General features: G+C 62.4%; 10 protein-coding genes and 3 tRNA genes. 6 read left to right on the top strand and 7 right to left on the bottom strand.

The window, feature by feature from the left end; translation table 11 throughout:
• The first annotated feature begins 285 nt into the window (after positions 1-285).
• Positions 286-1,827, top strand: a complete 1,542-nt coding sequence (locus AC1RMG_RS26665) for a nucleobase:cation symporter-2 family protein (protein ID WP_011060358.1) — start codon at positions 286-288, stop codon at positions 1,825-1,827.
• Between the two features lie 62 nt (positions 1,828-1,889).
• Here the strand turns inward: AC1RMG_RS26665 and AC1RMG_RS26660 are convergent, their stop codons facing one another.
• The 3 genes from AC1RMG_RS26660 to AC1RMG_RS26650 form a co-directional block, all read right to left on the bottom strand.
• Positions 1,890-2,477, bottom strand: a complete 588-nt coding sequence (locus AC1RMG_RS26660) for an SH3 domain-containing protein (protein WP_493170610.1) — start codon at positions 2,475-2,477, stop codon at positions 1,890-1,892.
• Between the two features lie 93 nt (positions 2,478-2,570).
• The gene (locus AC1RMG_RS26655; RefSeq protein ID WP_077934993.1) at positions 2,571-3,728 is read right to left on the bottom strand and encodes an MFS transporter; all 1,158 of its coding nucleotides are present in this window, start codon (positions 3,726-3,728) and stop codon (positions 2,571-2,573) included.
• 524 nt (positions 3,729-4,252) lie between these two features.
• Positions 4,253-4,328, bottom strand: a tRNA-Asn gene (locus AC1RMG_RS26650).
• Positions 4,329-4,598: 270 nt separating this feature from the next.
• On the opposite strand from AC1RMG_RS26650, the gene AC1RMG_RS26645 reads away from it, so the two are divergent.
• Positions 4,599-4,832, top strand: a complete 234-nt coding sequence (locus AC1RMG_RS26645) for a hypothetical protein (RefSeq protein ID WP_011060361.1) — start codon at positions 4,599-4,601, stop codon at positions 4,830-4,832.
• Between the two features lie 6 nt (positions 4,833-4,838).
• Here AC1RMG_RS26645 and AC1RMG_RS26640 read toward each other — a convergent pair whose 3' ends face one another.
• Both AC1RMG_RS26640 and AC1RMG_RS26635 read right to left on the bottom strand, forming a co-directional pair.
• A complete protein-coding gene (locus tag AC1RMG_RS26640) occupies positions 4,839-5,036 on the bottom strand; it encodes a hypothetical protein (RefSeq protein ID WP_011060362.1) in 198 nt (65 codons plus the stop codon).
• Between the two features lie 131 nt (positions 5,037-5,167).
• The gene (locus AC1RMG_RS26635; protein WP_011060363.1) at positions 5,168-6,364 is read right to left on the bottom strand and encodes an amino acid aminotransferase; all 1,197 of its coding nucleotides are present in this window, start codon (positions 6,362-6,364) and stop codon (positions 5,168-5,170) included.
• A gap of 337 nt (positions 6,365-6,701) precedes the next feature.
• Here AC1RMG_RS26635 and uvrB point away from each other — a divergent pair, with 337 nt between their 5' ends.
• Positions 6,702-8,717, top strand: a complete 2,016-nt coding sequence (gene uvrB / locus AC1RMG_RS26630; RefSeq protein ID WP_011060364.1) for an excinuclease ABC subunit UvrB — start codon at positions 6,702-6,704, stop codon at positions 8,715-8,717.
• 112 nt (positions 8,718-8,829) lie between these two features.
• On the opposite strand, the gene AC1RMG_RS26625 is transcribed toward uvrB, so the two are convergent.
• Positions 8,830-10,380, bottom strand: a complete 1,551-nt coding sequence (locus tag AC1RMG_RS26625) for an MDR family MFS transporter (RefSeq protein ID WP_011060365.1) — start codon at positions 10,378-10,380, stop codon at positions 8,830-8,832.
• A complete protein-coding gene (locus AC1RMG_RS26620; protein WP_041752090.1) occupies positions 10,370-11,416 on the bottom strand; it encodes an HlyD family secretion protein in 1,047 nt (348 codons plus the stop codon). Before AC1RMG_RS26620 ends, AC1RMG_RS26625 begins: the two co-directional genes overlap by 11 nt.
• 232 nt (positions 11,417-11,648) lie before the next feature.
• Here AC1RMG_RS26620 and gltX point away from each other — a divergent pair, with 232 nt between their 5' ends.
• From gltX to AC1RMG_RS26605, 3 genes are all read left to right on the top strand, one after another.
• Positions 11,649-13,130, top strand: coding sequence for a glutamate--tRNA ligase (gene gltX, locus AC1RMG_RS26615; protein ID WP_041117010.1), 1,482 nt, complete (start codon positions 11,649-11,651; stop codon positions 13,128-13,130).
• Positions 13,131-13,409: 279 nt separating this feature from the next.
• Positions 13,410-13,485 (top strand) — tRNA-Ala (locus tag AC1RMG_RS26610).
• Between the two features lie 79 nt (positions 13,486-13,564).
• Positions 13,565-13,640 (top strand) — tRNA-Glu (locus AC1RMG_RS26605).
• Position 13,641 lies beyond the last annotated feature (1 nt).

Below are 13,641 nucleotides of genomic sequence, written 5' to 3'. Positions count from 1 at the left end.
GCCGATCCGCAACGGGATCGGCTTTTTTATCCTGTTTTTTCAACCAGTAGAGCAGCCCTCAAACCTTCGGTTGAAGAGCGGCGGATCGGCCCTGGGTTGGTTTCAACGAGGGCTCTGGGCCGCCTTTACAGGCCGGCACGGAGTCAATATCCGAGTGCCTTGCGCGCAATAGCCCGGGTTGATGGGTGGGGAAATTCAGAATGGAAAACTGTATACAATCCTATGGACAGTTGTCTTGGATGTTGCATACAGTGTGCCCATAACAAAAACAGGGAACCCCACACCATGAATACCCCCCAGGTTTCACAACAGCGGCCCGAAGACGAAAATTTGGGTGTTGGCGCAAACATGGCTTATGGCCTGCAACACGTGCTGACCATGTATGGCGGCATCGTTGCCGTGCCACTGATCGTCGGCCAGGCGGCTGGCCTGTCGCCTTCGGAGATCGGCTTGCTGATCGCCGCTTCGCTGTTCGCAGGAGGGCTGGCAACCTTGTTGCAGACCCTTGGCGTGCCGTTTTTCGGCTGCAAGCTGCCGTTGGTGCAAGGGGTGTCCTTCGCGGGCGTGTCGACCATGGTGGCGATTGTTACCAGCGGCGGCGAGGGCGGTTTCCAGTCGATTCTCGGTGCGGTGATCGTCGCCTCGCTGATCGGCCTGCTGATCACACCGGTGTTCTCGCGGATCACCAAATTCTTTCCACCGCTGGTCACTGGCATCGTCATCACCACCATCGGCCTGACGCTGATGCCGGTGGCGGCGCGCTGGGCCATGGGTGGCAACAGCCGGGCCCCGGACTTCGGCAGCATGTCGAACATCGGCCTGGCGGCGGTGACCCTAGTGCTGGTGCTGCTGTTGAGCAAGATCGGCAGCGCGGCGATTTCCCGTCTGTCGATTCTCCTGGCCATGATCATCGGTACGGTGATCGCGCTGTTCCTGGGCATGGCGGACTTCTCCGGGGTCACCCAAGGGCCGATGTTCGGCCTGCCCACGCCATTCCACTTCGGCATGCCGACCTTTCATGTCGCGGCGATCCTGTCGATGTGCATCGTGGTCATGGTGACGCTGGTGGAAACCTCGGCGGACATCCTCGCCGTGGGTGAAATCATCCACACCAAGGTCGACTCCAAGCGCCTGGGCAACGGCCTGCGCGCCGACATGCTGTCGAGCATGATTGCGCCGATCTTCGGTTCCTTCACCCAGAGTGCCTTCGCCCAGAACGTCGGGCTGGTGGCGGTCACCGGCATCAAGAGCCGCTTCGTGGTGGCCACCGGCGGGCTGTTCCTGGTGATCCTCGGCCTGCTGCCGTTCATGGGGCGGGTGATTGCCGCGGTGCCGACTTCGGTGCTGGGCGGCGCCGGTATCGTGCTGTTCGGCACCGTGGCGGCCAGTGGCATCCGGACCCTGTCCCGGGTCGACTACCGCAACAACATGAACCTGATCATCGTTGCCACCTCCATCGGCTTCGGCATGATCCCGATTGCCGCGCCGAGCTTCTATGATCATTTCCCCAGCTGGTTCGCCACCATCTTCCACTCGGGCATCAGCTCCTCGGCGATCATGGCGATCCTCTTGAACCTGGCGTTCAACCACTTCACCGCGGGCAACTCCGACCAGCAGTCGGTGTTCGTCGCCGGCACCGAGCGCAGCCTGCGCTTCCAGGACGTTGCCGTACTGCGTGAGGGTGACTACTTCAGCGGCGGTAAGCTGCACGATGCCGAGGGCAATGAAGTGCCTCTGGTAGGAGAGGAGCCGGGCCACTCACCGAACCAGGCCGGCGATGGTTCGCAGCCGAGCCATGCGCGCGGCAGTGTCGAGGCCACTCACTGAAGTCGAGTACCGCGGCCATGAAAAAACCGGCGCCCTCAGGGCGCCGTTTTTTTTGCTGTCGGTTATTCCAGGTTGTCCAGCGGCTTCAGGGCCTGCAGGGCGTCGGGGTTGTCCTGGTACTGCTGGCGCAAGCTGGCGAGCTGCTGATCATGGCCTGTGCAGACCTCATTCACGGCTTTCTCCAGGAAGACCCGGCGTTCCTCGTCGTAGGCCTCCTCGCCGGCAAAGTGCTCGCAGGCTTCGTGGCGCTGGATGAATGCAGCCACCTCATCGGGAAGCTCGGCGCCGCTTGCGCCATAGTGCTTGCCCAGCAACAGGCGTTTTTCCTCGACCCAGCCGGTGTAGTCCTCGCCGTCCTTGGCGATGTACATGACCTGGGCCCAGCCTTCTCCACTGGAGGCGTACACCGTCAGGCCATCACCGGGAATCACGTAGAGCTTCTTGTTCAGGCAGGTGGCATTCGGCCCGCTGTGAAAGTGCAGCCGCCCCTGGCCTATCACCTTGGCTTCCAGGGGCGGGCGATATTCGCCGGCTTCCAGGGAGACGTTGTCGCTGAGGGTGGCGCAGTCCACCGGGGCTTCGGCCAGGGCTGGCAGGGGCAACAGGGAAAGCAGGCCGTACAGGGGCAGGAGGCGCAGGGGTCGGTCCATCGCGAGGGGATCCATGAGGTGGGAGTGCGGATCGCGCGATGGTAATGACAAAGATGCGGCCTGTGAATGATCACGGGCCGCATCCGCGGTATTTCAGTCGGCAGCCTTGCTGAGTTGCCCCTGGCGTACCAGGGACAGGGCGAAGACCACCACCACTGCGGCGGCCGCCGCCAGGGTCAGGGGCAGCCCATAGCTGCCGCCGCTCATGGCCGCGCCGCTGAGCAAGGGGCCCAGCAGGCTGCCGATGCCCCAGAGCAGCCCGGCGCTGGCGTTGGCAGTCACCAGGTCGGCGCCGCTGAAGGACTGGCCGATCAGCACGATAGCCAGGGTATAGATGCCGCCGGCCACGGCGCCGAGGATGACCAGGCTCGGCCAGAGCAGGGTGGACGTTTGCATCAGCAGTGGCAGGGCAAGGCCGATCAGCAGGGCAATGATGCCGCAGCCCAGGTAGATCCCGGGGCGCCCGAGCTTGTCCGAAAGCCAGCCGAGGGGGAACTGGAACGCGGTGTCGCCCAACAGAATGATGGTCACCATCAAGGCCGCGAGCTTGATGCTGTAGCCATGGGTGGCGGCGTACACCGGAAACAGCGACAGCACCACGCTGTCGAAAAACGCGAAGAACAGGATGCCCACGCACAGCGCCGGCGCGATGCGGATAAAGCCCAGTACCGAAAAGGTGCGACTTTCGGCATGCAGCGGCTGCTGGTCTTCCAGGGGCAGGATCAGCCAGACCACTGCGATCGCCACCGCATAACCAACGCTGACGATGCCCAGCACGGCGGGCCCCTCGGTGCCCAATAGCGATACCAGGCCCGGGCCCAGGAGCTGGAAGAAGGTGAAGCAGGTGGTGTAGACCGCTACCAGGCGTCCGCGGGTGGCGTCTTCGGCCATTTCATTGACCCAGGTTTCCCCGAGAATGATGATCAGCCCCGCCCCCAGGCCCATGGCGACCCGCGCCAGGCCCAGGCTGTAGAGGCTGGCCCCGGGCAGTTCCAGGGCGGCCACGCTCAAGGCGCACAGGCTGAAACACAGCAGGTAGATCTGGCGCCGGGTCAGGCGCTGGCTCAGGGCATTGACCAGGAAGGCCGAGAGCATCATGCCTGCGGCGGGCAGCGCCGACATGATGCCGATCTGGTTGTTCGAGGCCCCGGCCTGATACAGGCGCAGGGCAAGGATCGGCACCGTGGAGCCGATGCTCAGGCCGACAATGGAGATGCCCAGGATCAGGGCGGCTAACAAGGCTTTGTTCATGATCAAGACCTGCGCCTGAAGCGTCAGGCGCCAAAAAAGACAGTTATTGCGGGCGCTGCAGGACATCGCAGGCCGACGTGCGGGCGATTGCCGGGCAGATGCCCTGGTGGAAGCAGAGGGGCTAGCGAGGTGGCGCCGGATTCAATCGCGATCAGCGTGGGCCCGGGTGCGGGGAGAAGGTGAAGGCAAACAATACGCTACGGCGTCGACGGTTGATCGCACAGTCAAGTTGGGCAACAGCCAGGGTTGCCGAAGGGCTCATCAAGGGGGAAGGGCACGGTGACTGTGCGGGCAGGAACATCACGGGGTCTGACTGCTTGGATAAAGAGGCGCACAGCCTACGTCAGGCCTTTGCGGCAATGCAACCGGGTTGGCGAAGGAGGATTCCAGGCGTGCATGAAACGTCTATCCGCATGTCGGGATGACAGGCGGATCAATCATTTGCAAGGGGGATACTGCTTGAGCTGATTTGCCGCAGGAGCAGGGCGCTCTCATGAGGATCAAGGCAAATCAGTGTAGGAAGATGGCTCCACGACCTGGACTCGAACCAGGGACCCAGTGATTAACAGTCACTTGCTCTACCAACTGAGCTATCGCGGAATGCGCCGTATCTTACTGATTCAGAAAGGGAAGTCAACAAGTCGAGAAATATTTTTTCAGGGCGACGAGGATCTGAATGAAAGGCTGGCAGGACTTTGCGGGATTTATCGGTCTGCACGTCTCTGGCGGATCCGATAGGGGCTACCATGGCGCCCCGGAAGTGGTTTCACGCGCTGCCGGCCTTCAGCCGCATAGGTACGCCTTTATGATCTGCTTCGATTTATCCCAGCATCCTTCTATCTGTTTCGCGCTGTGCTGCGAGGTGCTGTCATGAGCATCGAGCAGATCAGCCTGCCCAAAGGGGTCGGCCCCCAGGCCGGCAAGTTGCTGGACGCCATCACCCAGGCCGGATCGGCGATGGATTTGAACCGTGCCGGCGGCAAGGCCGAAGGTTTTGTCCTGGGGCTGGAGAGTGCCAAGGCCATCAAGAGCCAGGTGGCCGAGGCGCTGTACGTGGCGTTCGACGATGCCGCCAGCCAGCGCCTGGCTCAATTGCAGGGGTAGGGCGGTTCAGCCGCCGAAGGTCAGGGTGCCAAGCATCAGCTTGGCCATCAGCGAGGTTGCGGCCAGTTGCACCAGCCACAGGGCCAGTCCGCCAAGGAATACGCCCAGGGCAATTTGCAGCACCAGGCTCTTTTCGCGTTTCTGCGAGCGGGGCAGGTAATGCTCCAGTTCGTCGCGGTCGGCCCGCAGGTCATCGTTTTTCATCGGGATCTCGCTCAGCAAGGGGGGCATAGGCTCACAGTCTAGAGGCTGTGGGGGCGGGCAGGGCAGCGACGTATCGCCAACGAAAAAGGGGAAGCCTGCCGGCTTCCCCTTTTCGTTGGCGCTGTCGTGTATCAGATCACTTGCAGGATGGCCTGGGTCACGACATGGATGTTGTTCTGGTTCAGCGCGGCGACGCAGATGCGGCCGGTGTCCAGGGCGTAGATGCCGAATTCGTTGCGCAAGCGGGTCACTTGCTCAACGGTCAGGCCGGAGTAGGAGAACATGCCGCGCTGGCGACCGACGAAGCTGAAGTCGTGCTCAGGGGCGCCTTTGGCCAGCAAGTCGACCATCTGGGTGCGCATGCCGCGAATCCGCAGGCGCATTTGCGCCAGTTCCTGCTCCCACTGGGCGCGCAGTTCCGGGCTGTTCAGCACGGCGGCGACGATGGTTGCACCGTGGGTCGGCGGGTTGGAGTAGTTGGTGCGGATCACGCGCTTGACCTGGGACAGCACGCGGGCGCTTTCTTCCTTGGAGCTGCTGACGATGGACAGGGCACCAACGCGCTCGCCGTACAGCGAGAACGACTTGGAGAACGAGCTGGAAACGAAGAAGGTCAGGCCCGACTCGGCGAACAGGCGCACCGCCGCGGCGTCTTCGTCGATGCCGTCGCCAAAGCCCTGGTAGGCCATGTCGAGGAAGGGTACGAGGTTTTTCGCCTTGACCACCTCCAGGACGTCTTTCCAGTCCTGTGGGCTCAGGTCGACACCGGTCGGGTTGTGGCAGCAGGCGTGCAGCACCACGATCGACTGGGCCGGCAGGGCGTTCAGGTCTTCCAGCAGGCCAGCACGGTTCACGTCGTGGGTGGCAGCGTCGTAGTAGCGGTAGTTCTGCACCGGGAAGCCGGCGGTCTCAAACAGGGCGCGGTGGTTTTCCCAGCTCGGGTCGCTGATGGCGACCACGGCGTTGGGCAGCAACTGCTTGAGGAAGTCGGCACCGATCTTCAGGGCGCCAGTGCCGCCAACGGCCTGGGTGGTGACCACGCGGCCAGCGGCCAGCAGTGGCGAGTCGTTGCCGAACAGCAGCTTCTGTACCGCCTGGTCGTAGGCGGCAATGCCGTCGATCGGCAGGTAGCCACGGGAAGCATGTTGGGCGGCGCGAATCGTCTCGGCTTCGACAACGGCGCGCAGGAGCGGAATGCGTCCCTCCTCGTTGCAGTACACGCCCACCCCAAGGTTGACCTTATCGGTGCGGGTATCGGTGTTGAATGCTTCGTTGAGGCCCAGGATAGGATCGCGTGGTGCCATTTCGACAGCGGAGAACAGGCTCATTTTTACGGCGGCTCTGAATGGAGTGTGGAGGGACGTGTCGCGCTCCAGCCGAATGCACTAGAGCGGTGCACAAACGGGGAGCTAGTATAGAGGCCATCATCGCGTGGGGCGACAGGCTATTGACCTTTTGCGCCAAGTTTTTCGCTTTATTTTTCGACCGTTAGTCTTATTGCAATAACCAGGGTGTCAGCGGGTGTAGGACCTTTGCCTTGAAAGCTGTGGTAATCGGCTCCACATCAAGGATATTCCGGTTTTTTTCCTCGGCGACATGGGTCGTACGCGGTCTTTCCTGTTCCTGTACGGTATTGCCGCGCACGAATGATCCCAGAGGTACGTTATGTCTGAATTCCAGCTAGTCACCCGCTTCCAGCCCGCCGGCGACCAGCCGGAAGCCATTCGCCTGATGGTCGAAGGCATCGAGGCCGGGCTGGCCCACCAGACCCTGCTCGGTGTGACCGGTTCGGGCAAGACCTTCAGCATCGCCAACGTGATCGCCCAGGTGCAGCGCCCGACCCTGGTGCTGGCGCCGAACAAGACCCTGGCGGCGCAGCTGTATGGTGAGTTCAAGGCCTTCTTCCCGAACAACGCGGTGGAGTACTTCGTTTCCTACTACGACTACTACCAGCCCGAAGCCTATGTGCCGTCCTCCGACACCTTTATCGAGAAGGACGCCTCGATCAACGACCATATCGAGCAGATGCGCCTGTCCGCGACCAAGGCGCTGCTGGAGCGCAAGGACGCCATCATCGTCACCACGGTGTCGTGCATCTATGGCCTGGGCAGCCCGGAAACCTACCTGAAGATGGTCCTGCACGTGGATCGCGGGGACAAACTCGATCAGCGCGCCCTGCTGCGCCGCCTGGCGGACTTGCAGTACACCCGCAACGACATGGATTTCGCCCGCGCTACCTTCCGTGTGCGTGGCGATGTGATCGACATCTATCCGGCGGAGTCGGACCTGGAAGCGATCCGCATCGAGCTGTTCGATGACGAAGTGGAAAGCATCAGCGCCTTCGACCCCTTGACCGGTGAAGTGATCCGCAAACTGCCGCGCTTCACCTTCTACCCCAAGAGCCACTACGTGACCCCGCGGGAAACCCTGCTGGACGCCATCGAAGGGATCAAGGTGGAGTTGCAGGAGCGCCTGGAATACCTGCGCTCCAACAACAAGCTGGTGGAAGCCCAGCGCCTGGAGCAGCGCACCCGTTTCGACCTGGAGATGATCCTCGAACTGGGCTACTGCAACGGCATCGAGAACTACTCGCGCTACCTCTCGGGGCGTCCGGCTGGCGCGGCGCCACCTACCTTGTACGACTACCTGCCGGCGGATGCCTTGCTGGTGATCGACGAATCCCACGTCAGCGTGCCCCAGGTCGGCGCCATGTATAAGGGCGACCGCTCGCGCAAGGAGACCCTGGTTGAGTACGGCTTCCGCCTGCCATCGGCTCTGGATAACCGGCCAATGCGTTTTGACGAGTGGGAAGGGGTGAGCCCGCAGACCATCTTCGTTTCCGCCACTCCGGGCAACTATGAGGCCGAGCACGCCGGCCGCGTGGTGGAGCAGGTGGTGCGCCCCACCGGGCTGGTGGACCCGCAAGTGGAAGTGCGCCCGGCCCTGACCCAGGTGGACGACCTGCTGTCGGAAATCACCAAGCGTGTGGCCGTGGAAGAGCGGGTACTGGTGACCACCCTGACCAAGCGCATGGCCGAAGACCTTACCGATTACCTGGCCGACCATGGCGTGCGTGTGCGCTACCTGCACTCGGACATCGACACCGTGGAGCGGGTGGAGATCATCCGCGACCTGCGCCTGGGCACTTTCGATGTGCTGGTGGGGATCAACCTGCTGCGTGAGGGCCTGGACATGCCGGAAGTGTCCCTGGTGGCGATTCTCGATGCCGACAAGGAAGGCTTCCTGCGTTCCGAGCGTTCGCTGATCCAGACCATCGGCCGGGCCGCGCGTAACCTCAATGGCCGGGCGATTCTCTATGCCGACCGCATCACCGGCTCCATGGAGCGGGCGATTGGCGAGACCGAACGCCGTCGCGACAAGCAGATCGCCTTCAACCTGGCCAATGGCATCACCCCCAAGGGTGTGGTCAAGGACGTTGCCGACATCATGGAAGGCGCCACCGTGCCCGGTTCGCGCAGCAAGAAACGCAAGGGCATGGCCAAGGCCGCGGAGGAAAACGCCCGCTACGAAAACGAACTGCGCTCGCCCAGCGAGATCACCAAGCGCATTCGCCAGCTCGAAGAGAAGATGTACCAACTGGCCCGCGACCTGGAGTTCGAAGCCGCGGCGCAGATGCGCGACGAGATCACCAAGCTGCGCGAGCGCTTGCTCACCGTCTAACGACGCTCGATCCCTCGTAGGAGCCGGCTTGCCGGCGAAGAGGCCCTCAAATCCTGTGCAAGGGTTGGGAGTCTATTCGCTGGCAAGCCAGCTCCTACAGGCAATTCGTGGGTCAGTGGGCTTCGCCGGCCTTGAGGCCCTTGGGCAGGGCCTTGGTCAGCAGGATCGCCAGCATGCTGATGCCCAGGGCAATGCCGACGAAATGGAAGGCGTCGTTGTAGGCCATGATCTGTGCCTGCTGGTGGGTGATTTCGCTGAGCTTGCCCAGGGCTGCGGTCTCGCTGCCGAACTTCTCGGTGAGGGTTGCCAGGCGTTCCGCCACCTGGGGATTGCTGGGCACAACGGCTTCGCGCAGGTAGTCGAAATAGGTCTTGGTCCGGGCATCCAGCAAGGTCGCCAGCAGGGCAATGCCGATGGCGCCACCGAGGTTGCGCAGGATGTTGAACAGGCTGGAGGCCGATCCCGCGTCCTGGGGCTGTATATAAGCCGTGGCGATCAGCGAGATGGTGACCATGATCAGCGGCTGGCCCAGGGCGCGAATGATCTGGATCTGGTTGAACTGCGGCCCGGCAAAGTCCGGGTTGAGCACCCCCGACGAAAAACTCGCCAGGCCGAACAGGCCAAAGCCCAGGGTGCACAGCCATTTCGGTGAAATGAACTGCATCAGCTTGGGCACCAGGGGAATCAGGAACAACTGCGGCACCCCCATCCACATGATCACTTCGCCGATCTGCAGCGCGTTGTAGTTCTGGATCTGCGCCAGGTACAGCGGCAGCAGGTAGATCGAACCGTACAGGCCAACGCCCATGCCCAGGCTGGAGATACTCGACAGGCCGAAGTTGCGATTGCGCAGGATGCCCAGGTTGATCAGCGGGTTGGGCCTGGAGACCTGGACGATGACGAAGGTGACCAGGCTGATCAGGGCGATGCTGCCCAGGGTGACGATCAGGCTCGACTCCAGCCAGTCCTTGCGGTGGCCTTCCTCAAGAAATACCTGCAGGCAACCCAGGCCCAGGCCGAGGGTGAGAATGCCGGCGTAGTCGGTGCTTTTCAGCAGTTCCCAGTGAGCTTCCTTCTTTTCCAGGCCATACAGCAGGCCCGCGATCATCAGCAGGCCCGGCGGCACGTTGATATAGAAGATGTACTCCCAACCCCAGTTTTCCGTGAGCCAGCCGCCCAGGGTCGGGCCGATGGAGGGGGCGAAAGTGGCGGTCATGGCGAACATGGCCATGCCCTTGGCCCGGTGATGCTCGGGGAGCTTGATCAGGGTCAGGGTGAACGCCAGGGGGATCAGGGCGCCACCGGTAAAGCCCTGCAAGGCGCGGAACACGATCATGCTTTCCAGGCTCCAGGCCATGGAGCAGAGCAGGGAGGCAATAAGAAAGCCCACCGAGACCCAGACCGCCAGGCGCCGGGCCGAGAGCAGCTGCACCAGCCAGGCGGTGAGGGGGATCATGATGATCTCCGCCACCAGGTAGGAAGTGGAGATCCACGAGCCTTCCTCCAGGGTAGCGGACAGCGCGCCCTGGATGTCCTTGAGCGAGGAGTTGGTGATCTGGATGTCGAGCACCGCCATGAAGGCGCCGAGCATGGCACTCATCACCGCGATCCAGTCGCGCCGGGTGGGTTCGCCCACCGGACGCAGCAGTTGATCACCGGCCATCGACGGGGTCTTTGACGTTGACCTTCACGGTTACCGACATGCCGGGGCGGATCTTGCCCCGCAGGGGATTGTCGGCCGCGAAGGTCAGTTTGACCGGAATGCGCTGTACCACCTTGGTGAAGTTGCCGGTGGCATTGTCTGGCGGCAGCAGGCTGAATTGCGCGCCGGAGGCGGCGAACAGGCTGTCGACCCGGGCCTGGATCGGTGTATCGCCGTAGGCGTCGAAGGTCAGCTCGGCCTTTTGCCCTGGCTGCATGTGGCCAATCTGGGTTTCCTTGAAGTTGGCCTGGATCCAGATGTCCTGGTCCGGAACGATCGACAGCAGATAGGCGCCGGCCTGCACCACCTGGCCATTGCGTGCGGCGCGCTGGCCGATGAGGCCGCTGATGGGGGCGTGGATCTCGCTACGGGTCAGGTTCAGTCGTGCTTGCGCCAGGTCGGCCCGGGCGTTGGCGATCTGTGCATCGAGGCGCTTGATCTCGGCGTTCAGGGCATTGACTTGCTGGCGCTGGCCCTGCAGGTCGGCTTCGGCCTTGGCCACCTGGGAGCGGGCGATATGGTTGTCGGCGGAAAGGGTAGTGACCCGCTCCTCAGAGACGTAACCGGGCTTGCGCAGGGTCTGGGCCCGAGACAGGTCGATCTGCGAGCGGCCCAGGCTGGCCTGGCTCGACGCCACCTGGGCCTGGCCCGCGGCAATCAGGCTGGCTTGCTGGGTCAGCTTGCTCTGGGCCTGCAGGCGTTCGGCCTCGCGGGTATCCAGGGCGGCCTGGGCGCGGTCCACCGCCAGTTGGAAGTCCTGCCCTTCCAGGCGTACCAGCAACTGGCCCTGTTCCACATGCTGGTTGTCCTGCACCAGCACTTCTTCGATTCGCGCGCTCAGTTGGCTGGAGACCCGGGTGATCTCGCCCTGCACGTAGGCGTTGTCCGTGGTCTCGTAAAAGCGCCCGTGGAACCACCAGTGGGCAAGAAAACCCAGGGCAATCAACAGGACCAGGGACAGAAAGACAAACAGGCGACGCTTGAGTTGGGCTGGCATGGGCTGGCTGTATTCAATAAAAGTGTAAGGAGATCTATCAGCGGGCGAATCTGGCATATAGCCACTGGGCGGTAAATGCCATGGGCTGATTATTGGCCCTTCAACCGGCTGGCAGCGGCCTGGAGTCGCAACCTTGGCTTAAATGCCCTCCTCACTGGAGCGGGGCTGCCGTCGCCTGTTACCATTCGCCCCCTGTTTTATTCCTCGTTTTTCTTTCCTTTCGAGACATGCCATGACCACCGTCCGCACGCGCATCGCGCCATCGCCTACCGGGGATCCCCACGTAGGTACCGCCTACATCGCTTTGTTCAACTATTGCTTTGCCAAGCAGCATGGCGGTGAGTTCATCCTGCGTATCGAAGACACCGATCAGTTGCGTTCGACCCGGGAGTCCGAGCAGCAGATTTTCGACGCCTTGCGCTGGTTGGGCATCAACTGGAGCGAAGGCCCGGACGTTGGCGGCCCTCACGGTCCGTATCGCCAGAGCGAGCGTGGCGACATCTACCAGAAGTACGCTCAGCAACTGGTGGACCTGGGCCACGCCTTCCCGTGCTTCTGCACCGCCGAAGAGCTGGACCAGATGCGTGCCGAACAGATGGCCCGTGGCGAAACCCCGCGCTATGACGGCCGGGCCCTGCTGCTGTCCAAGGAAGAAGTGGCCCGGCGCCTGGCGGCCGGCGAGCCTCACGTGATCCGCATGAAAGTGCCTACCGAAGGCGTCTGCGTGGTGCCGGACATGCTGCGCGGCGATGTCGAGATCCCGTGGGATCGCATGGACATGCAAGTGCTGATGAAGACCGATGGCCTGCCGACCTACTTCCTGGCCAACGTGGTCGACGACCACCTGATGGGCATCACCCACGTGCTGCGCGGCGAAGAATGGCTGCCGTCGGCGCCCAAGCTGATCCTGCTCTACGAGTACTTCGGCTGGGAGCAGCCGCAGCTGTGCTACATGCCGCTGCTGCGCAACCCGGACAAGAGCAAGCTGTCCAAGCGCAAGAACCCGACCTCGGTAACCTTCTACGAGCGCATGGGCTTCATGCCGGAAGCCATGCTCAACTACCTGGGCCGCATGGGCTGGTCGATGCCGGACGAGCGCGAAAAGTTCTCGCTGCAGGAAATGGTCGACAATTTCGACCTGACGCGGGTGTCCCTGGGGGGGCCGATCTTCGATATCGAGAAGCTGTCCTGGCTCAACGGCCAGTGGCTGCGTGACCTGCCGGTGCAGGAGTTCGCCAGCCGGGTGCAGACCTGGGCGCTGAACCCCGATTACATGATGAAGATCGCACCGCACGTACAGGGCCGGGTCGAGACCTTCAGCCAGATCGCACCGCTGGCCGGCTTCTTCTTCGCCGGTGGCGTGAACCCGGATGCCAAGCTGTTCGAGTCCAAGAAGCTGTCCGGCGATCAGGTGCGTCAGCTGATGCAATTGATCCTGTGGAAGCTCGAAAGCCTGCGTCAGTGGGAGAAAGACAGCATCACCGCGACCATCCAGGCGGTGGTTGAGTCTCTGGAGCTGAAACTGCGCGATGCCATGCCGCTGATGTTTGCCGCCATTACTGGCCAGGCCAGTTCGGTGTCGGTGCTCGATGCCATGGAAATCCTCGGTCCGGACCTGACCCGTTTCCGTCTGCGCCAGGCCATCGATCTGCTGGGTGGTGTGTCGAAGAAAGAAAACAAGGAATGGGAAAAACTCCTCGGCGCCATCGCCTGAGGCGTTTTTGCCCAAGGGCAGCCGACAGGGGCGGGGAGCTTTTCGACTACGCTTGAAACTCAAGCGCCAGGCGGGTTGATTGCGGCTTCTGGTGGTTCTTTGAGGCTTGCGGCGAGTGTTTTGTGCGACTCGCCGCAGGCGCAGAGGGCCGCAAAACCCCGGGTTTTCCGGGCGGGGCGGTAAGTGATTGTTATCCCGGCAAATTTTTTTTCAAAAAACGGAAAAAAAATTGACAGCCTTCCGATCGCCCCTTAAGATTCGCCCCGTCCTCAGCGATGAGGGGCTATAGCTCAGCTGGGAGAGCGCTTGCATGGCATGCAAGAGGTCGACGGTTCGATCCCGTCTAGCTCCACCAAATTTGCAGTTCAAGGCCTGGCCACACCGGCCTTGAATCGATCGGTACTCAGCACCGGTCAGTTGTCAGAAGGGTTTGCGTCCCCTTCGTCTAGTGGCCTAGGACACCGCCCTTTCACGGCGGTAACAGGGGTTCGAGTCCCCTAGGGGACGCCAG

The sequence above is a fragment of the Pseudomonas sp. GW822-FHT04H02 genome, from assembly GCF_058800645.1.
This window is presented reverse-complemented; position numbering and strand designations above follow the sequence as displayed.